Annotated in this window: 17 protein-coding genes; 11 read left to right on the top strand and 6 right to left on the bottom strand. The window is 73.6% G+C overall.

Annotation, left to right across the window (positions count from 1 at the left end; translation table 11 throughout):
* Positions 1-13: 13 nt before the first annotated feature.
* Together ACIBEC_RS01155 and ACIBEC_RS01160 are read right to left on the bottom strand one after the other, a co-directional pair.
* On the bottom strand, positions 14-1,003 hold the full coding sequence (locus ACIBEC_RS01155) for an alpha/beta hydrolase (protein ID WP_360490694.1): 990 nt from the start codon (positions 1,001-1,003) through the stop codon (positions 14-16).
* A 284-nt stretch (positions 1,004-1,287) separates the two neighbouring features.
* Positions 1,288-2,046, bottom strand: a complete 759-nt coding sequence (locus ACIBEC_RS01160; protein ID WP_360490116.1) for a dienelactone hydrolase family protein — start codon at positions 2,044-2,046, stop codon at positions 1,288-1,290.
* A gap of 108 nt (positions 2,047-2,154) precedes the next feature.
* Here ACIBEC_RS01160 and ACIBEC_RS01165 point away from each other — a divergent pair, with 108 nt between their 5' ends.
* Positions 2,155-2,490, top strand: a complete 336-nt coding sequence (locus ACIBEC_RS01165) for a DUF6191 domain-containing protein (RefSeq protein ID WP_360490118.1) — start codon at positions 2,155-2,157, stop codon at positions 2,488-2,490.
* A gap of 14 nt (positions 2,491-2,504) precedes the next feature.
* Here the strand turns inward: ACIBEC_RS01165 and ACIBEC_RS01170 are convergent, their stop codons facing one another.
* Both ACIBEC_RS01170 and ACIBEC_RS01175 read right to left on the bottom strand, forming a co-directional pair.
* Entirely contained in the window at positions 2,505-2,906 is a 402-nt protein-coding gene (locus ACIBEC_RS01170) for a VOC family protein (RefSeq protein WP_360490120.1), read from the bottom strand.
* Positions 2,907-3,001: 95 nt separating this feature from the next.
* Positions 3,002-3,874, bottom strand: coding sequence for a (2Fe-2S)-binding protein (locus ACIBEC_RS01175; RefSeq protein WP_360490122.1), 873 nt, complete (start codon positions 3,872-3,874; stop codon positions 3,002-3,004).
* A gap of 299 nt (positions 3,875-4,173) precedes the next feature.
* Here ACIBEC_RS01175 and ACIBEC_RS01180 point away from each other — a divergent pair, with 299 nt between their 5' ends.
* The 10 genes from ACIBEC_RS01180 to ACIBEC_RS01225 all read left to right on the top strand — a co-directional run bounded on the left by ACIBEC_RS01180 (position 4,174) and on the right by ACIBEC_RS01225 (position 16,832).
* Complete coding sequence (locus ACIBEC_RS01180) at positions 4,174-5,139, top strand: iron ABC transporter permease (RefSeq protein ID WP_360490697.1); 966 nt, start codon at positions 4,174-4,176, stop codon at positions 5,137-5,139.
* On the top strand, positions 5,136-6,170 hold the full coding sequence (locus ACIBEC_RS01185) for a FecCD family ABC transporter permease (protein ID WP_396287657.1): 1,035 nt from the start codon (positions 5,136-5,138) through the stop codon (positions 6,168-6,170). Before ACIBEC_RS01180 ends, ACIBEC_RS01185 begins: the two co-directional genes overlap by 4 nt.
* Positions 6,170-7,213, top strand: coding sequence for an ABC transporter ATP-binding protein (locus tag ACIBEC_RS01190; RefSeq protein ID WP_396287658.1), 1,044 nt, complete (start codon positions 6,170-6,172; stop codon positions 7,211-7,213). Before ACIBEC_RS01185 ends, ACIBEC_RS01190 begins: the two co-directional genes overlap by 1 nt.
* Positions 7,214-7,258: 45 nt before the next feature.
* Complete coding sequence (locus ACIBEC_RS01195) at positions 7,259-8,254, top strand: iron-siderophore ABC transporter substrate-binding protein (protein WP_360490124.1); 996 nt, start codon at positions 7,259-7,261, stop codon at positions 8,252-8,254.
* A gap of 147 nt (positions 8,255-8,401) precedes the next feature.
* Positions 8,402-9,628, top strand: a complete 1,227-nt coding sequence (locus tag ACIBEC_RS01200) for an ATP-grasp domain-containing protein (protein WP_360490126.1) — start codon at positions 8,402-8,404, stop codon at positions 9,626-9,628.
* 92 nt (positions 9,629-9,720) lie between these two features.
* The gene (locus ACIBEC_RS01205; protein WP_360490706.1) at positions 9,721-11,568 is read left to right on the top strand and encodes an IucA/IucC family protein; all 1,848 of its coding nucleotides are present in this window, start codon (positions 9,721-9,723) and stop codon (positions 11,566-11,568) included.
* Positions 11,565-12,788 carry an MFS transporter gene (locus ACIBEC_RS01210; RefSeq protein WP_360490128.1) on the top strand — a complete coding sequence of 408 codons (1,224 nt, stop codon included), beginning with the start codon at positions 11,565-11,567 and terminating at the stop codon, positions 12,786-12,788. Before ACIBEC_RS01205 ends, ACIBEC_RS01210 begins: the two co-directional genes overlap by 4 nt.
* Before the next feature lie 11 nt (positions 12,789-12,799).
* Positions 12,800-14,629, top strand: coding sequence for an IucA/IucC family protein (locus tag ACIBEC_RS01215; RefSeq protein WP_396287676.1), 1,830 nt, complete (start codon positions 12,800-12,802; stop codon positions 14,627-14,629).
* Positions 14,626-15,882, top strand: coding sequence for a type III PLP-dependent enzyme (locus tag ACIBEC_RS01220; RefSeq protein ID WP_360490132.1), 1,257 nt, complete (start codon positions 14,626-14,628; stop codon positions 15,880-15,882). Before ACIBEC_RS01215 ends, ACIBEC_RS01220 begins: the two co-directional genes overlap by 4 nt.
* A 152-nt stretch (positions 15,883-16,034) precedes the next feature.
* The gene (locus tag ACIBEC_RS01225) at positions 16,035-16,832 is read left to right on the top strand and encodes an inositol monophosphatase family protein (RefSeq protein ID WP_360490708.1); all 798 of its coding nucleotides are present in this window, start codon (positions 16,035-16,037) and stop codon (positions 16,830-16,832) included.
* Positions 16,833-16,859: 27 nt separating this feature from the next.
* Here ACIBEC_RS01225 and ACIBEC_RS01230 read toward each other — a convergent pair whose 3' ends face one another.
* Positions 16,860-18,062: a cytochrome P450 gene (locus ACIBEC_RS01230; RefSeq protein WP_360490134.1), complete on the bottom strand. Its 1,203-nt coding sequence runs from the start codon at positions 18,060-18,062 to the stop codon at positions 16,860-16,862.
* A gap of 53 nt (positions 18,063-18,115) precedes the next feature.
* Entirely contained in the window at positions 18,116-18,937 is an 822-nt protein-coding gene (locus ACIBEC_RS01235) for a tRNA-dependent cyclodipeptide synthase (RefSeq protein ID WP_360490136.1), read from the bottom strand.
* Between the last annotated feature and the right edge of the window lie 129 nt (positions 18,938-19,066).

The following is a 19,066-nucleotide window of genomic DNA, read 5'->3' on the forward strand; positions in this document are numbered from 1 at the left end:
TGCCAGAGCCTTGTCAGACCTTCCGGATGTATCGGGCGTGGTCGGACACCTCCAGCGCGGCCGCGATGACCGCCCTGGGCCGGTCGGCGTGGACGGCATGACCGGCGCCGCGCACCACGATGTGCGTTCCCCTGATGGCACCGGACGCGATCTGCGACTGCAGGGCGGTCCACCGGGAGCGCAGCACCCCGGGCAGCCCCTCGGTCGCGCTGAGCACGGCCACCGGCACCTCGGGCAGCCGCGCCGTGGAGCGGCGGCGCCGGATCTCGGGGGCGGCGACGGTCGTCAGCCGGTTCTCGGCGAGGACGGTCCACCGCTGGTGGTGGTGCGCGACCACGGCCGCTTCGGCCCGGGCGATCGGATCCGCCGCTCCGGGCGAGGAGGGCGCCAGCGCCGCACGGAGCAGCCACATCCGGTTCAGCGCGGCTTCGGCGACGCGGATGGCCGGCGGCTGGAACTCCTCGTGCGCCGGGTCCACCAGGACCAGGCCGGCCACCAGCTCCGGCCGCTGCCAGGCGAGGAGTTGGGCCAGTTGGCCGCCCCAGCTGTGGCCGACCAGGACCGCCGGCCCTGCGTCCAGGTGCCGCACCAGGGCGGCGAGGTCCTCGAGCTGACCGTCCAGGGTCGGAGCTGCGGCCCGGGCCACGGCCAGGCCGGTGGCGCGCCCTGTGGCGCCACCTGTCGCACCGCCTGTCGCGCGGCCTGTCGCACGGCGGGGCTCGCTGGCGCCGAGTCCGGCCCGGTCGTACGCCACCACCCGCCCGTGCCGGGCGAGTTCGGGCAGGACGGGCGTCCAGGTGAGCGACGGGGTGCCGCAGCCTGCGATCAGGACCACCGGCGCGCCGCCGCCCTGCCCGGCCTCGACCCAGCGCAACGCCCTTCCGTCGCGGTCGAGTTCGCCCGACCGCACCCCGCCGGGAGTGCACTCGGCGAATGCCCGCGCGATGGTGTCCTGGACACTCCGCAGGCCCGGCCCGCTCCGCGTCCCCCGCTTGCCTTGCATGATGTGCACGTACGGCCCCCTGGATCCGTCGCTCGGTCCCGTTCCCCCGATGCCCGCGGTCGTTACCCCGATGCCCAGCGCGACGCGACCCGACTCCTCGTCAGGCACCCGACGTTGCCCGCCGGTCCGCTCCGACGCCCGAACTCCGTCGGTCCGGGCAATGAACCGGAGGCCAACAGATCGGGCGCGGACCGTGCCGGCGGGGCCGGACGCGGCCGGGGCGGGCAGGCGAGCCGGCGGGCAGGTCGGCGGAAACCGGACGTGGGCGGACCCGCGGACGGGCCTCAGGCCGGCAGGACGCGCTTCAGCAGGCCGAGCAGCGCCTCCCAGTGCCGTTCGTCGGCGGCCGCGTCGTAGCGGATGGTGTCGGCCTGGGTGTATCCGTGCAGGGCGCCGGTGTACACCTCGGCCCGGTACCGGACGCCGGCGGCGGTGAGGGCCTCGGCGAGCCGGTCGATCTGCTCGGGCGGCAGCGACTCGTCCTGGTCGGCGTGGCCGAAGTACAGCTCGGCGGTGATCCGGTGGGCGCCCAGGTGCGGGCTGTCAGGGCGCTCAGTGGCGAGGTTGCCGCCGTGGAAGCCGGCCGCCACAGCGATCCGGTCCGGGTGGCTGGCGGCGGTGCGCAGGGCGAGGAGGGCGCCGCGGCAGTAGCCGGTGAGGCCGACCGGGCCGTCCTGGACCAGCGGGGACTCGGCGAACCAGCGCAGGTAGGCGTCCGCGTCGCGCTCGGTCACGTCGGGGGTGAGGGTGGCGAGCAGCGGGATGAGCCGGCCGAAGAGCCTGTCGTCGCGCTCCGGGTCGATGAACTCGGGCAGTTCGACGACCGGCGCGCGGCCGTTCCGGTAGTAGGCGTTGGGGACGAGCACGGTGTACCCGGCCGCGGCCAGGCGGTCGGCCGTGCTCTTCAGATGCGGCCGGAGCCCGAAGGCGTCCATGTAGAGGAGGACGCCCGGGTGGGCCCGATCGTCGTCGGGGTGGGCGAGGTAGGCGTCGGCAGTGCCGTCCGCCGTCCGGATGTTCACGAGGGTTCCACGCACGGTCATGGTGAGGGCGCTCCTTCCGTTCGTGCGGCAGCGTAACCGGTCGGCGCGGCACCCGATCCGAACGGGCCTTCGGGGAACGCCCCTGCCCCGGTGCGGCGTTGAGCGGACATGGGGTTGATCGTGGGTGTGGTGGCGGCAGTGGCGGCAGTGCTGGGACTGGCCGTGCTGGCGGCGTGGCAGATCCGGGACGAGGCGTCACCGCGTCAACGGCAGCGCGGGCCCGGGGTGGGCTTCGGCATCGGCGGGATGGACGAGTTGCACGCGCTGTTCAGCCCGGGAAAGCGGATACAGGTCGAGCAGAAGAAGGAGCAACTGGCGCTGCGGGACGACGCGCAGGCCGGATCACCGCCGCACTTCGGCGTGGACCTGGACCGGGGCGTGGCGGTGCTGCCCGGCGGGACCGGAGACCCTGCGCCCGGCCCGGCGCCGCGCGACGGGAGCTGAACGGGCCCGACCGGTCAACTCCCCCAGGTGCGGGAGCAGAGCACCAGCCGGTAGCCGTCCGGGTCGGCTATCGTCACGCCGAACTCGTCCCAGTACGGGTTGTGGGCCTTGACCCGGGTGCCGCCGGCCGCCTCCAGCCGGGCGACCAGGGCCTCGTCCACCGGCGTGCCGAGGTAGACGACGAACAGGTCGTCCGGCGTCGGGGTGGGCTCCAGCGGCCGCTCCGGGTCGTGGGTGAGTTCGAAGTGCCAGGAGCCGCCGGGCGGGCCGACCATGAGCAGGTCGTGCTCGCCGGACACCCGCTCGGTGGTGCGCCACAGCACGTCGAGACCGAGGCCGCCGACATGGAACCGCTCGGCCGCCGCGAGGTCGCGCGAGGGGCGGGCGATCCGGACCCGCATGGTGGAATCGATCATGCCGGTGACCATAGCCGATGCCACTGACAACGAACCCCGGTGCGCAGCACGGTTACGGACGGGCCGTCAGGGCCGCCATGGATACGGCCGGGCCGTCAGAGCCGTTGCAGCCGTTCCTCGTCGGTCGTGCGCGGGCAGGTCAGGCAGGCGACGGCCTCGGGCTTGACCGCGTAGTAGAGGCAGCAGCCGAGCCGGGTGCGGGTGTGGTGGGCCCGCCCGTCGGGGGTGCGCAGGCGGCGGAAGTCGGCGGCGCCCGGGAGCGGCTGGGTGCCGCCGGGCAGGACGGCCTCGGCGGCGGCGACGGCGGCGTCCTCCGCGGCAGCTTCCTTCGAGGCAGTGTCCTTCGAGGCGGCGCTGTCCGCCTCGCCGAGCATCCGGCCGAGGTACCAGATGGCGGAGGCGAGATCGTCCGTCACCATGCCCCAGAGCGCCCGGTCGCGGCGCCGGGTGGGCCCGGCGAGCGCCGCGAGCACCGGCTCGACGTGCGCGACCACGGCGGCCCGCAGTTCGGCACGGAGCTCGTCGTCGCCGGGGAGGGTCACGTGACCGCGTGGACGCAGCGCGAGCGTGCCGGTGGGGGCGTGCAGCCAGAGGTCGGCGGGGTCGACGACGGGGACCCGCCGGGCGAGGTGCCAGGGGCCGGCGACGATCAGGCAGGTCGACCAGACGTAGTGGTGCAGCAGCCGGGAGGCGGTGACATGCGGTCGCGGGGCGCGGCCGTGCTCGGCGGCGATGCGGGCCTCCTCGCCGGCCAGGACGGCGGCCAGCGCCCGTTCTTCGGTGGCGAGTTCGGCTCCGGAGTACCAGCCGTCGGCGGCGCGCGGGGCGGGCTCGGCGGCATCGAGCAGGCGCAGCTCCAGCACCGGGCACAGCTCCAGCAGCCGCCGGTAGTCGCCGACGAGCGCGGTGGACGCCGCGAGCGGCAGGGCGCCGCGAGGCACGACGGGCAGGGGTGTTCCGGGAACCATCGACACTCCCGAGATCGATTCCGCGTGATCGATTAAGGTGAGGCTCACCTTACAATGCCTCATGTCGCTCGGCGACCACGCAGGACCTCGCCGATCGACACATTGATCCGGCACGCCGGACCCGTCGGGGATCGGTCCGGGGGGCAGTCGGGGGGTCAATCGGGACCGGTCGGGGGCAAACCAACCCCGCCTTGACGAACTTAGGTAACCCTAACCTAAGATATCGCCTCGTGCTGAGAACCGAACCGTCGGCCTCCACAGCCCCGGCGACGCCTCGTGCCTCGGCGGTCCGGCAGCCCTTGCTGCTGGCCGCCGGCGTGTGCGCGCTCGTGCTGTGTGCGGCCCTGAGCCTGGCCCTGGGCTCCCGATCCATTCCGCTGTCCGCCGTTGTCGACGCCCTCACCGGCGCCGCCCACGGCGGTGACGCCGATGTGGTGACGGGCCTTCGGGTCCCGCGCACGCTCATCGGGCTGGCCGTCGGGGCCGCGCTCGGCGTCGCCGGGGCGGTCGCCCAGGGCGTCACCCGCAACCCGCTGGCCTCCCCGGTCACCCTCGGCATCAACGCGGGCGCGAGCCTCGCCGTGGTCGCCGCGATCTACGTGCTGGACCTCTCCCGCCCGGTCGAGTACGTCTGGTTCGCCTTCGCCGGAGCGGCTGTCGCCGCCGTCGCCGCGTACGCGATGTCCCGGCGCGGCGGGGACCTGGACCCGGTCCGGCTCGCGCTCGGCGGCACCGTACTCACCGTGGTGCTCACCTCCTGGACCTCGGCGCTGATGCTGGCCAGTCACCGCACCCTGGACGAGGCCCGGTTCTGGCTGGTCGGCTCGATCGCCGGGCGGCACCTGGACACCCTCACCCCCGTCCTGCCCTTCCTCGCGCTCGGACTGGTCGGCGCCCTCGCCATCTCGCCCGCGCTCAACGCGCTGGCCCTCGGCGACGAGACCGCGCAGTCGCTGGGCGTGCCGGTGGCCCGGATCCGGGTGGCCGGGGGGCTCGCCGTCGTTTTGCTCGCGGGCAGTGCGGTGGCCGTCGCCGGGCCGGTGGCGTTCATCGGACTGGCCGCCCCGCACCTGGTCCGCCCGCTGCTCGGCAACGACCACCGCTGGCTACTGCCCGGCTGTCTGATCGCCGGTCCGCTGCTGCTGCTCACCGCCGACGTGCTCGGCCGACTGGTGGTCCGCCCGTCCGAGATCGAGGTCGGCATCGTCACCGCCTTCCTCGGCGCACCGCTGCTCGCGGTGCTGGCCCGGAAGGTGGCCCGGTGACCGCGCTCCTCCTCCCCGCCCGGGCCCTCGCCCGCCGCCGGACCCGTACCGCCGTCTGGTCGCTGGTCGCCGCCGCGCTGCTGGTGCTGCTGACCGGGGTCGCGCTCGGCACCGGGCAGGTCGGCATCCCCGTCTGGGACGCGCTGCGCGCGCTCGTCGGACAGGGCGATCCCGGCAACGTCCTGGTGGTGCAGCAGTTCCGCGCGCCCCGCGTCGTCTCCGCCCTGATCGCGGGCGCCGGACTGGCGATGGCCGGCTCGATGCTGCAGCGGCTGTTCCGCAACCCGCTGGCCGCCCCCGACACCATCGGCATCACCGGCGGCGCCTCCTTCGGCGCGGTGCTGATGCTCGCCACCGGCGCCTCCCAGCAGCTGATCCCGCTGGCCGCGGTCGGCGGCGGGCTGCTCGCGGCGCTGCTGCTCGGCGGCTTCGCCTGGCGCTCGAAGATGGCCGTCACCCGGCTGGTGCTGGTCGGCCTGGCGGTGCAGCAGGGCCTGGCCGCCGCCGTGAACCTGATGATCGTACGGTTCCCGGCCGAGCTGGCCTCCTCGGCGCTGCAGTGGACCACCGGCTCGCTCTACGGCCGCAACTGGACCGAGGTGTGGATCGGCGGCTCCGCCATCGCGCTGACCGCCGTCGGCGCCCTGCTCTGCCAGCGACGGATCGCCGTGCTCGACCTCGGCGACGACTCCGCCGGCGGCCTCGGCCTCAACCCGGCCCGCGACCGGCTCTGGCTGCTGCTGCTCACCATCACCCTCGCCTCGCTGGCCGCCGCCCTCACCGGACCGGTCGCCTTCGTCGCGCTCGCCGTCCCGCACCTCGTCCGGCTGCTCGCCGGGCCGCCCACCCTCGGCACGCTCGGCCTCACCGCGTTCACCGGCGCCGTGCTGCTGCTCTCCGCCGACCTCCTGGTGCTCCACGTGATCCCCGTCCACGGCCTGCCGGTCGGTGCCGTCACCGCCACCCTCGGCGCGCCCTGGCTCCTGGTGCTGATGATCCGCCAGGGCCGGCTTCCCCAGAGGAGCAGCTGATGACCTCCGTCGAGACCTCCACCGCGGCCATCGCCGTGCCCGCCGCCGCAACGTCCCCGGAGACCTCCGCCGTGCCCGCTGCCGGGACCTCCCCCGCGACCTCCCCCGCGACCTCCACTGTGGCCGCCGCCGTGCCCGCCGCTGTGCCCGCGAACCGGCTGGCCGCCCGGGGCCTCGGCCTGCGCTACGGCGACCGCACCATCGTCGAGGGGCTCGACCTCGAACTGCCCGGCAACGCCGTCACCGCGATCGTCGGACCGAACGCCTGCGGCAAGTCGACGCTGCTGCGCGGGCTCGTCCGACTGCTCGACCCGGCCGCCGGCACCGTCACCCTGGACGGCGCGGACATCCACCGGATGCCCGCCCGGGCGCTCGCCAAGCGGATGGGCCTGCTTCCTCAGCAACCGGTCACACCGGAGGCGGTCACCGTCGAGGCGCTGGTACGGCTCGGACGGTACCCGCACCAGCGGCTGCTCAGCCCGTGGTCCAAGGCCGACCAGGCCGCCGTCGAGGAGGCGCTGGAGCGCACCGGCACGGCCGAACTGCGCGACCGGCAGGTCGACCGGCTCTCCGGCGGGCAGCGTCAGCGGGTCTGGATCGCGCTCGCGCTCGCCCAGGAGACCGACCTGCTGCTGCTCGACGAGCCGACCACCTTCCTGGACCTGCGTCACCAGCTCGACGTGCTCGACCTGGTCGCCGACCTGCACGCCGAGGCCGGACGCACCGTCGTCATGGTGCTGCACGACCTCGGGCAGGCCGCCCGGTACGCCGACCACCTGGTGGTGCTCAAGGACGGGCGGCTCGCGGCCGCCGGTCCGCCGTCGGAGGTGCTGACGGCCGAGCTGGTGGAGACCGTCTTCCAGGTGCCGTGCCGGATCGTGCCCGACCCGGAGACCGGCACGCCGCTGGTCGTCCCGCGGGCGCGGAATCGGGCACGGAATCGGGCACGGTGCTCCGGTGCCGCCCCCGCTGCCTCCACCGGCTCCACTTCCTCCGCTGCTTCGACTGCTTCCGCTGCGTCCGCTGACTCCGTGGCGCACTGAACTTCCCTCCCCCGTCCCCCGTTCGACCCGATCCAAGGAACCCCGATGAACCGCCGACTCCCCGTCGCCGCCCTCGCCGTCGCCCTCTCGACCACCCTGCTCGCCGCCTGCGGCAGCAGCGGGGACGGTGCCAAGTCCGGCGGCGACTCCGCGGCCTCCGCCTCGGCCGGCACCGCCGCCGGGTTCCCGCGCAGCGTCAAGCACGCCGCCGGCACCGCCGAGCTCAAGAGCCGGCCCAAGCGCGTCGTCGTCCTGGACAGCGGCGAGCTGGACGACGTCACCCTGCTCGGCATCACGCCGGTCGGCGCGGTGTCCCCGCACATGAAGACCGAGGGCGGGTTCCCCAACTACCTCAAGGACAAGATCAAGGACACCAAGGACGTCGGCCCGATGAACGAGCCGAACCTGGAGCTGATCGCCTCCCTCAAGCCCGACCTGATCCTCTCCTCCAAGGTCCGCCACGCCAAGGTGTACTCCCAGCTGAACGCGATCGCCCCGACCGTGCTGGCCGAGACCACCGGGTTCCCGTGGAAGGAGAACCTGGCGCTGTACGCCCAGGCGCTCGGCAAGGAGGACGAGGCCAAGAAAGCGCTCGCGGACTACGAGGCGCGGGCGAAGAAGCTCGGCGAGGAGATCAAGGCCAAGTTCAACGGGACCGTGCCGACCGCGTCGGTGGTCCGCTTCGTGGCCGGGCCCACCCGCCTGTACGCCAAGTCCTCCTACAGCGGCGTGGTGCTCAAGGACGTCGGCCTGGCCCGCCCGGCCTCGCAGGAGGTGGACCAGAACATCGTCGAGGTCAGCGCCGAGCAGATCAACCAGGCCGACGCCGACCTGGTGTTCGTCACCACCGCCGACGACCCGACCAAGACCAAGGAGAGCGAGGTCCAGCAGACCCCGGTCTGGCAGGGCCTGAACGCCGTCAAGAACAACAAGGTGTTCAACGTCCCGGACGAGACCTGGATGTCCGGCATCGGCGTCCAGGCCGCCGACGCGATGCTCGTCGACATCGCCAAGGCCGCGGGTGTGGACGCGCCCCAGTAGTCGTCCCGCGAACGCCGGCGAACGGATGACAGCTGACAACCGACAGCTGACCGACAACAGCTGGCAGATGACATGTAACAGATTTCGAAAGTTGTCAGCTGTCATCCGTTCGCCCACCCTCCTCCGCCATCCCTCCGAGGACTCTCCATGCGGCTCTACCTGCTCGCCCTGAACCCCACCGACTCGGTCACCACCGGCTTCCTGCCCGCCGCCGCCCAGCTCGGGCTCGACGTCACCGTCCTGACCGACTGCGCCGAACCCCACCGGCAGGCCTACGCCGCGCTCCCCTTCGCGGCGCCCGAAGTCCTGGAGTGCGACGTGCGCGACTTCCGCGCCGTCGTCAGCCTGGTCTCCCGCCGTGCCCTGGCCTCCCCCGACCACGCGCCCGACGCGGTGTTCAGCAACAGCGACCACCTGCAGACCCAGACCGCCCTGGCCGCCGAGTACTTCGGCCTCCCAGCCAAGGACTGGAAGGCCGCGCTGCGCGCCAAGGACAAGGGCCAGCTGCGCCGCCACCTCGCGCTGACCGGCCAGGACACCGTCTGGTCCGCCGAGTTGGCCCCCGGGCAGGACCCGGCCGAGCTGGACCCGCCGTTCCCCTGCGTGGTCAAACCGCGCGAAGGGGTGGCCAGCGAGGACGTCACCCTGGTCGCCGACGCCGCCGAACTCGCCCAGCGCTGCCAGGAGATCCAGCACCGCAGGGCCGGAGCGACCCTGGTGGTCGAGGAGTTCCTGGATGGGCAGCTGTACACCCTGGAGACCCTCGGCGACGGCCGCCGCCGACACGTCCTCGGCGGCTTCCGCACCCGGCTCTCCCCTCCGCCGGACTTCATCGAGGAGGTGCTCACCTTCGTCCCGGCGCACCCTCAGCCGGTGGTCGACCAGGTGTTCGCCCAACTCGACGCGCTCGGTGTGGGACTCGGCGCCTGCCACACCGAGTTCGTCCTCCAGCCGGACGGCCGCGCCCGCATCATCGAGGTCAACTACCGCGCCATCGGCGACCAGTGCGACCTGATGCTCGCCGAGATCCTCGACATACCCCTGTTCGAGCTCATCCTCGGCGTCCACCTGGGCCGCGAACTGCCCGCCGACCTGGCCGAGCGGTGCGCCGCCACCCCCCGCCGGGCCCGTAACGAGGCGGTGTGCGCCGACCGCGCCGGCGTCCTGACCGCCGCCCCCGGTCCGTCCGACGAGGTGCGCGACGGCGTCCGGCTCGCATACTGCCCGCTGCGCGCGCTCGGCGAACGCCACGAGCACTACCGCACCAACCGCGACTACCTGGGCGTCATCTGGGCCGTCGGCGCCGACCAGGGCGCGGTGGACGCCGCCGTCGCCCGTTTCCTCGCCGCCAACCGCTGGGAGATCACCCCGTGACCGCCGGAGACCGGCCCGCAGCCGCCGAGGCCCGCCCCACCTGCGACGCCCGCCCGATGAGCGACGTCCACCCCACCAGCGACGCCCGCCCGATGAGCGACGTCCACCCCACGAGCCAGGGCCGTCCCACCACCGCCGCCGAGCAGCTCACCCTGCGGGTGCTCTCCGCCCTGCTCCGCGAGGACGTCCTCGGCCTGCGAACCAGCGGCGCCGTCGAGGAGCGTCCGGACGGCCCCTGGCTGACCGTCGCCGAGCTGCGACTCGCCCTGCCGGTGGCCCCGGAGGGCTTCCAGTGCGAGTACGCCGCCCGACTGCCGCTGCTGGAGCTCGACGGGCACCGGATCACCGGCCCGGACAGCGTCGTGGCGGCCCTCGCCGGGCTGGCCGAGGCCGAGGACCGGCCCGGCTGGGCGGACTTTGCCGAGGAGTGCCGGCAGACCCTGACCACCATGGAGCTGCACGAGCGGGCCCGCGCCGAGGTGCACGACCGGCTGACCGACCTGTACGGCGCCGACCCGACCGACTGGACCGGCCTCGCCGCCGCCCTCGGCTACGACACCCTGGCCGCCTACCTCGATCACCCGGTCTACCCGACCGCGCGCGGCCGCTCCGGCCTCACCGGTCCCCAACTGCGTGCCTACGCACCCGAGTTCCATTCGGCTTTCGAACTGCGCTGGCTGGCCGTGCCAACCGACGCGCTGACCGTCCACGGCGAGCGGCCGCTGCCCGGCTGGTGGCCCACCCCGGCCTGGCTCGGCCTCGCCGACCAGTGCCCGGGCGACGGCTGGACCACCCTGCCGATCCACCCGCTCACCGTCGGCGCGCCGCTGGACGAGGCACTGGCGGCCACCGGCCTGGCCGACCGCGCGGTGCTCGCCGAACGGCCGTACCTGACCGTCGTCCCGACCCTGTCCATGCGCACCGTCGCCGTCGCCGACGACCCCGCCTGCCACCTCAAACTCCCGCTCGCCACCGCCACCCTGGGCCGCCTCAACCGCCGCACGATCAAGCCCGGCACACTGGTCGACGGCGCGGCCGGCCAGCGGCTGTTCGAGGCCGTCCTGGAGCGCGAGCCTCGGTTCGCCGGCCGGATCCTGCACGCCGACGAGCAGACCTGGGCGCACGCCGGGCACGAGCTGCTGGCCGTCCTGCTGCGCCGCTACCCGGCCGGACTGGAGGGGGCGTCGACCCTCCCGCTGGCCGCCTTGTCGGCCCCCGCACCGGACGGCCGCCTGGTCATCGACCACCTCGCCGACCGCTACCACGGCGGCGACGTCCTGGCCTGCTACGACGCCCTGCTGGAGCTGCTGCTGGACTGGCAGACCACGCTGTTCGGCTACGGCATCGCCCTGGAGTCGCACCAGCAGAACACCTCGCTGGTGCTCGACCGGGACGGCCTGCGGCTGCTCTACAAGGACGACGACGGCCCGCGCGTGCACACCTCCCGGATGACCGCGGCCCTCGGTGAACTCGCCCCTTCCGTCGCCGAGTTCGACGACCCGCGGATCTTCGGCGACGACGACCGGGCGCTCACCGACCTGTTCGCCACCATCACCGGCCACCTCTGCACCGGCTCGCTCGCCTTCGGCCTCGCCGACCACGGCCGAGCCGAACTCCCGGACGCCCTTGCCCTGTTGCGCAAGCGCACGGCGGAGGCCATCAAACGGCTCGGGCCGGTGGGCGAGCCGCTGCGAACGGTCCTGCTGGACGCCGAGCGTCTGCCGGTCAAGGCCATGGTCACCGCCGGCACGCTGCTCAGCAAGCAGCGTTCGGGCGCCGCCGACATCAACAAGCACTACACCAGCGGCCCCAACTACCTGCGCGACCAGCCGGGCGACCATCTGCGCGACGCCGCACGCGACCCCGCGAGGGGTGCCGTACGCGACCCGGCACAGGGCGCCGTAGGCGACGCCGCGCACGCCGACGGGACCACCCGATGACCGTGGAGACCCTGCCGCGGCAGTCGAAGCCCTCGGCCGCGCAGTCCGGCGGCCTCGGCCGACGCCAGGTGCACGCCGTCGCGGCCTGCTATTTCGTCGCCTCCTTCGCCGCGCTCGGCCTGCCGCCGTACCTGACCGCGATCCTGCCCGGACTCGGCGACCCCCAGGCCCGCTGGGCCGGCGTGCTGTACATCGTGCCGACGGTGTTCAGTGGGATCGGCGCGCCGCTGTGGGGCCGGCTGGCCGACCGCTTCGGCCGCAAGCGGCTGCTGCTGCGCGCCCAACTCGGGCTCACCGTCTCCTTCCTGCTGGCCGGAGCCGCCGACAGCCTGCCCGCCTTCGCGCTCGCGCTGGTCCTCCAGGGCTTCCTCGGCGGCACCTTCGCCGCCACCAACGGCTACCTGGCCGCCGCACTCGACGGGAGTCGCCTCTCCCGCGCGCTCACCCTCATGCAGGGCAGCGCGCGGGCGGCCCTGGTGGCCGCGCCGATCCTGGTCGGGGCACTCTCCCCGTGGATCGACCCGCACCGCCAGTACCTGGTGATGGGCGTGCTCCCGCTCACGGCTGCGGTGTTCCTCTCGCTGCTGCCCGAACCGGAGTGCCCCGAGGCCCCGGAGGCCACCGCGGGCCGGGCGCCCGAGAAGACCGTCACGGCATCGCTCCTGACGCTCTACGTCTTCGAGTTCGCCTTCGTCTTCGCGACGGTCATCTCCTTCCCGTACCTCATCGCCCTTGCCGAACAGCGCCTGCCCGGTGTGGACGGCATCACCACCGGCGTGCTCTTCGCCCTGCCGCACCTGTGCTACCTGGTGTTCGCCGCCCGCACCCACACGGTGTTCGACTCCCGTCCGCACACCGGCATCGCGCTCGGCTTCGGCTTCGTCGCGCTCGGCCTGGCCGGACACGCCGTCGCGTGCTCGCTGCCCGTGTTCATCGCCGTCCGACTGCTGCTCGGGGCCGGGCTCACCCTGGGCCTCGTGTGCCTCGCCGTGCTCGCCGCCGGGGCCGCCAAGGGGCGCGCGCCCGGCCGGATGTTCGGCACCCTCGAACTCGTCTCCAAGGGTGGCGCCGTCGCCGCCGGCGCCGTCGCCGCGCTGGTCAACGGGCGATTCGGCGCCGCCGCCCCCGTGGTGGCCGGAACCGCCGCCGCCCTGCTGGCCGCCGTCGCGGCCACCGCACTCACCCTCCCGTCCCTCCGCCAGCGCTGGAGTCGCCGATGACCGCCGAGCAGATGACCGACGAGCCGACGGCCCACGAGCCGACCGCCCCCGCGCCGATCACCGACGCACCGATCACCCACGCACCGATCACCCACGCGCACCGCATCGGTGCGGGCCCGAGCACCGGAGAACTGCCCACCGCCGACGAGGTGGTGGCCCACACCCTGCTGAACTGCCTGCTGCGCGAGGTCTCCGCGCCCGAGCACCAGACCGCCGCCGACGACGGCCGTCTGCTGCTGCGGCTGCCCCGCCGCGGCGCCCTGCTGCGAGTCGCCCTGCGCCGTACCTCGCTGCTCGGTGCACACCGCTTCACCGGGCCGGTCGAGGTCGAACGGGATGGCGACTGGGCCGAGCTGGGTTGGCAGGAGCTGGCCGGGTACGTCCAGGACGAGCTGGAGCTGCGCACCGGCACGGTCAACGAGGAGTTCCTCGACCAGGTGGCGTCCAGCCACGACGGGGTCCGCCAGGGCCTCGCCCGCCGTCCGGCCGCCGGCGCCGACCGCTACCTGGAGTCCGAGCAGGCCCTGCTGTTCGGACACCGCTTCCACCCGGCCCCCAAGTCCCGCTCCGCTGCCCGCGGCGACTGGCGCCGGTACGCCCCGGAGTCCCGCGCGGACTTTCCCCTGCGCCACCTCGCCGTCCGCCCCGAACTGCTGGCCGAGGAGTCGCTGGACGGGAGCGTCAGCGCGCTGCTGGACGGCCTCGGCGAGGTGCCGGACGGCTACCGACTGCTGCCCGTCCATCCCTGGCAGTACCAACTCATCGGCGACCACCCGCTGTTGCGCGACGCCATGGCCCGAGGCGATGTCCTCGACCTCGGCCCGCGCGGCGAGCGGTTCACCGCCACCGCATCCGTGCGAACCCTGCACGGTGCCGACGCCTTCCTGAAGTTCAGCCTCAACGTCCGCATCACCAACTGCCTGCGCAAGAACGCCGCTTACGAGCTCACCGGCGCCGTCGCGCTCACCCGGCTGCTCGCCCCGGCGCTCGCCGACCTCGCCCGGCGCTTCCCCGACGCGGCGATGCTCCGCGAGCCGGCCTTCCGCACCCTCGCCCTGCCCGGCGCCGACGGCCACCCCGACCGGGCGCTGTACGAGGGCTTCGGCCTGATCGTCCGCGAGGGCTTCGGCGGCGTACTGCGCCCCGACGTCACCCCACTGCTCGCGGCCGCCGTCGCCGACGAGCACCCGACCAGCTCCGCGCACATCTCCCGGCTGCTGGGCGGCAGTTCGGACATGGTTCCGGACGGCGCGGCGGCGCTGGAATGGTGGCGCGCCTACCTGCGGCTGCTCCTCCCGCCGGTCCTGGCCGCCTACTTCGACCACGGCGTGGTGCTGGAGCCGCACCTGCAGAACGTGCTCATCGGCGTGGACGCCACCGGGCACCCGGTCCAGGTGCTCCTCCGCGACCTGGAAGGCACCAAGCTCGTCCCCGAGCACAACGCCGACATCCTCGCCGCCCTCCCGCCCGAGGTGGCCGGACCGATGACGTACGACGCCGAGCGCGGCTGGGACCGGGTGGTCTACTGCCTGCTCGTCAACCACGTTTCCGAGCTCCTCGCCGCCCTCGCCGACCGGCACCCCGAGCTGGAATGCGCGCTCTGGCAGGCCGTCCGGGACACCCTGGAGGAGTACGGCACCGCCCACGGCTGCCCGCCCCGGCTGCGCGCCCTGCTCGCCGGCGTCCCACTGCCCGCCAAGGCCAACCTGCTGACCCGCTGGGAGCGCAAGGCCGACCGCGAGGCCGACTACGTCCGGATGCCCTCGCCGCTGGCCGGCTCCGTCCTCGCCGAGGCCGCCCGCATGCCCGTCCGCCTTCCCGCCAGGAGCATCGCCCGATGACCGAGACCGTCCGCGCCGGCGAAACCGTCCGCGCCACCGAGACCGACCGCGCCACCGAGACCGTCCGCAGCCACGTCGCCGCCCTCGTGCCCGACGAACTGCCCGCCTACGTCTACGACCTGGCCGCACTGCGCGAGCACGCCGCCGCCCTCCGGGCCGCACTGCCCGAACGGGTCGAGCTGTACTACGCCGCCAAGGCCAACCCGGAGGCGCCGCTGCTCATCGCGCTGCGCGACGCGGTCGACGGCTACGAGGTCTCCAGCGGCGGCGAGTTGGCGCACGTGCGGGCCGCCGTGCCGGACGCTCCACTGGCCTTCGGCGGACCGGGCAAGACCCCGGCCGAGATCGCCGCCGCGGTGGCGGCCGGGGTGCACCGCTGGCACATCGAGAGCGAGCAGGAACTGCACCGCCTCGCCGCCGCGCTCGCGGACCGGCCGGAAACGGTCGTGGACGTACTGCTGCGGGTCAACCTGGCCGTCACCACGGACGCGCTCGACGCCGTGCCGCTGGCGATGGGCGGACGGCCGACACCGTTCGGCCTGGACCCGGAGCAGGCCGAGCGGTGCGTCCGGCTGCTCACCGACGGCAGCCCGTCGGCGCGACAGCTGCGCCTGCGCGGCGTGCACGCCCACCTGGCGAGCGGGCTCGCGGCGGCGGAACAGCTGTCGGTCGCGTCGCAGATCGTCGCCTGGTCGGCCGCGCTCGCCGAGCGGCACGGCTTCCCGCTCGAGGAGGTCAACATCGGCGGCGGGATGGCCGTGGACTACCAGGACCCGGCGGCGCGCTTCGACTGGACGGCCTTCGGAGAGGGCCTGGCCAAGCTGCTCGACGATCACCCCGGCCTCACCCTGCGGATCGAACCGGGCCGGGCGCTCACCGCCTACTGCGGCTGGTACGCGACCGAGGTGCTGGACGTGAAGCAGAGCCACGGCGAGGACTTCGCGGTGGTCCGCGGCGGCACCCACCACCTGCGCACCCCGGCAACCCGGGGGCACTCCCAGCCCTTCGAGGTGCTTGCGGTGGACGCCTGGCCGCACCCGTGGCTACGCCCCGCCGTCACCACCGGCCGCGCCACCCTGGCCGGGCAGCTCTGCACCCCGAAGGACGTCCTCGCCCAGGCGGCCGACGGCGCGGAGGGGCTGCGGGCGGCGGACCGGGTGCTGTTCGCCATGGCGGGCGCCTACGCGTGGAACATCTCGCACCACGAGTTCCTGATGCACCCGCGCCCGGGCTTCCACTACCTGGGCGGGTGAGGGCGAACGGGCGACGGCTGTCGGCTGACAGATAACAGATTTCAACATCTGTCATCCGTCAGCTGTCAGCTGTTCGCCGCCCCCGTCCGCCGCAGCCCCCTCCGCACACTCGTGCGACAGTGGTAAGCAGCGAAGGGAGCGCGAACGTGCTGATGGACAAGGTGGCGGAGATACTCGCCGAGGCATCGGCCGAGGCGGTGGAACCGCGCTTCCGGGCGCTGGCCGCCGGCGAGGTGATGGAGAAGGCACCCGGCGAGGTCGTGACGATCGCCGACCGTGAGGCCGAGGCCATCATCGCCCGCCGCCTGTACGAGCTGCTGCCGGTGCCCGTGGTCGGTGAGGAGGCCGTCGCCGCCGACCCCTCGCTCGCCCGCGCCCTCCACGACGAGCCCGCCGCCTGGCTGGTCGACCCGGTCGACGGCACCTCCAACTTCGTCGCCGGCCGCCCCGATTACGCCGTGATGTGCTCCCTCGTCCGCGCCGGCCAGACCGTGGCCTCCTGGATCTGGCAGCCCGCGACCGCCACCGCCTACCGCGCCGAACTGGGCGCCGGAGCCTGGCGCGACGGCGGGCGCCTCACCCGCCCGCCGGCACCGGCCGACCCCGCCAAGGTGACCGGCGTCCTGAAGAGCCGCTTCCTCGAACCGGACCACCGCCACCGCCTCGAAGCCAACTGCTCCGTGTTCGGCGAGATCCGCCCCGGCCGGAACGCCGCCGGGGTCGAGTACCCGGACATCGCCGAGGGCCGGTTCGACTTCATCCTGTACTGGCGCACCCTCCCCTGGGACCACGCCCCCGGCTCCCTGCTCGTCACCGAGGCCGGCGGCGTGTCCGCCAGGCTGGACGGCAGCCCCTACCGCCCCGAGGCCCCCGGCTGCGAGGACGGCCTCCTCGTCGCCGCCGACCCGGCCACCTGGGAGCTGGCCCGCGACGTCCTCATGGGCGCCTGACCCCGCGCAGCCACCGGCAGCACCGCGTCACCACACCACCGGCAGCCGCTCCGGCATGCGCTTGATGAACCCCGGCCGCCAGGCCAGCTGCTCGACGGGCAGGGCGAGCCGCAGCTTCGGCAGCCGCTCGACCAGGGCGGTAACGGCGATCTCGGCGTGCGTACGGCCGAGCGCCGAGGCCGGGCAGAAGTGGCGGCCGGCCCCGAAGGCGAGGTGCGGGTTCTCCGTCCGGTCGAAGTCGATCCGCTCCGGGTCCGGGAAGACCGCCGGGTCGTGGTTGGCACCCTCGACCAGGACGAGCACCAACTCGCCCTCCTGCACCAGGACATCGCCCACCTGGACGTCCGCGAGCGCCAGCCGCGCCAGCGCGTCGCCGATCGACAGGTTGACCCGCAGCAGCTCGTCCACCGCGCGGCCGATCAGCGCGGGCTCCCGCCGCAACCGCTCGGCGAGTTCGGGCTGTTCACACAGGTAGATGACGGCGTTCAGCAGGAAGGCCGAGGTGGACACCGCGCCCGCGCCGAACAGCGACAGGGCGACGGTGGCGAGCAGTTCGTCGCTCACCCGGTCCGAGACGTCCGGGGAGCGGCGCAGCCCGGCGAACCGCCCGAGCAGCCCGTCCACCGGCTCCGGATCGGCGTTGAGCTTCCCCAGCATGTAGCCGAGATCCCTGTACCAGTTGGGCGTTGACCCCTCAAAGGGCACCGGGCTGGTCAGGAAGGCCACGTCGATTCCGGACATCAGCCGCCGCCAGTCGTCGGACGGGATGCCGAGCAGTCGGCAATGCAGCGCGGCCGAGTACGGCTCGGTGAAGCCGTCGCGCAGTTCGCCGGGCGCGCCCTGCATTTCCAATGCGTCGATCAGGCGGTGGGCTTCGGCCTGCAGCCAGCCGTCGAGTTCCTTGTCGGCACGCGGGGAGAGCGTCTTCATGACGGCGTTGCGCAGCCCGGCGCTGTTGATGTTGCCCATGTTGTTGACCACCTCCGGCGGGATGGTCAGCGCGTACTGGCGCGGGACACCGGGGTTGGCGGTGTCCTTGAGGCTGAACCGTTCGTCCTCCAACACCTGCTTGGCCAGCTCGTAGCTGCTGACCAGCCAGGCGGGGTCGCCGGTCATGGTGCGGACCCGTGCGATCGGTTGCTGCTCGCGCAGCCGGTTGGCCTCCTCGGGAAGCACGTCGCCCCGCCTGGAGAGCGGGAAGGTCAGGTCGGTCGTCAGCAGTTCCGTCACGTGTGGCTCCTTGGGTGAAGCGGCGGTAAGCCCGGAAAGGGACAGGGAGTTGGCTACGCGGCCCGGGCGGGACCGGCTCCGACCGGCGCGGCTCCGGTCACGACCGGTTCGCGCCCCGCCGCCGGCAGCTCGGACGCGAGGACGGCCGGAACCGAGGGCACGTGGGCCGGCCGGACCACCGCGTAGGCCTGGCCCGCCGCCGCCCGCATCCCCTCGTCCCGCCCGAACAGGACGGGCGTGAGCGGCAGCTGCAGGTGGTAGCAGCTGACCGAGGACGACACCCCGAGTAGCGCCGGGGTGTCCAGGAAGAACGGCAGCTCGGCCGTGATGTAGCGCAGTCCGGCGGCGAGTTGGGGCTCATTGGGAGCCAGTCCCTCGTCCAGCCGGGCGGTCAGGAAGCCGCGCGCCATGCCCTCCGCAGCGGCCCGGTACACCGGGTCGGTCCGCAGGCCGTCGACGGCCTGGCGATGCAGCCGCCGGTAGGCGTCGTCGGCGGTGAAGTCGGACAGGGCGTGCACCCGTACGGCACTCTGGGAGCCGGAATCCGCCACGCCCCGCTCGATCCGGCGGGCGGTGGCCTTTACCTCCTTGGCAGCCCGCCGCTGCGCGTGCTCGGGGGTGTGGCCGAAGGCCTCGAACTGGGTCGCGACATGGAGGTCGGCGTACACGATGTCGATGCCGTCGAAGAACTCCAGCCCCCACCCGATGAGTTCGGCGATCCGGCGGTGACTGAAATAGCTGTTCCCCGGACTGACACCGATGAGCAGGTGCTCGCCCCGCTGCCAGATCTCCCGGCACCGACGGGAGTACGGGAGGGCCTCGTACAGGCCCGCCGGGGTGGTTATCGGCTCGTCGTCCGGGATGGTTTCGCGCATGCCTTGCCTCCGCTTCACAGCATGGTCACAGGACGGGGGTTCACGTGGATTTACCGGGGTTCACAGAAATGCACGGCGGATAGGCGGAGTTCACCCGGATGCCAGGGAGTGATCACCGCGCCTGGGCGA

The sequence above is a fragment of the Kitasatospora sp. NPDC051164 genome (assembly GCF_044455625.1).
Lineage (GTDB): Bacteria > Actinomycetota > Actinomycetes > Streptomycetales > Streptomycetaceae > Kitasatospora.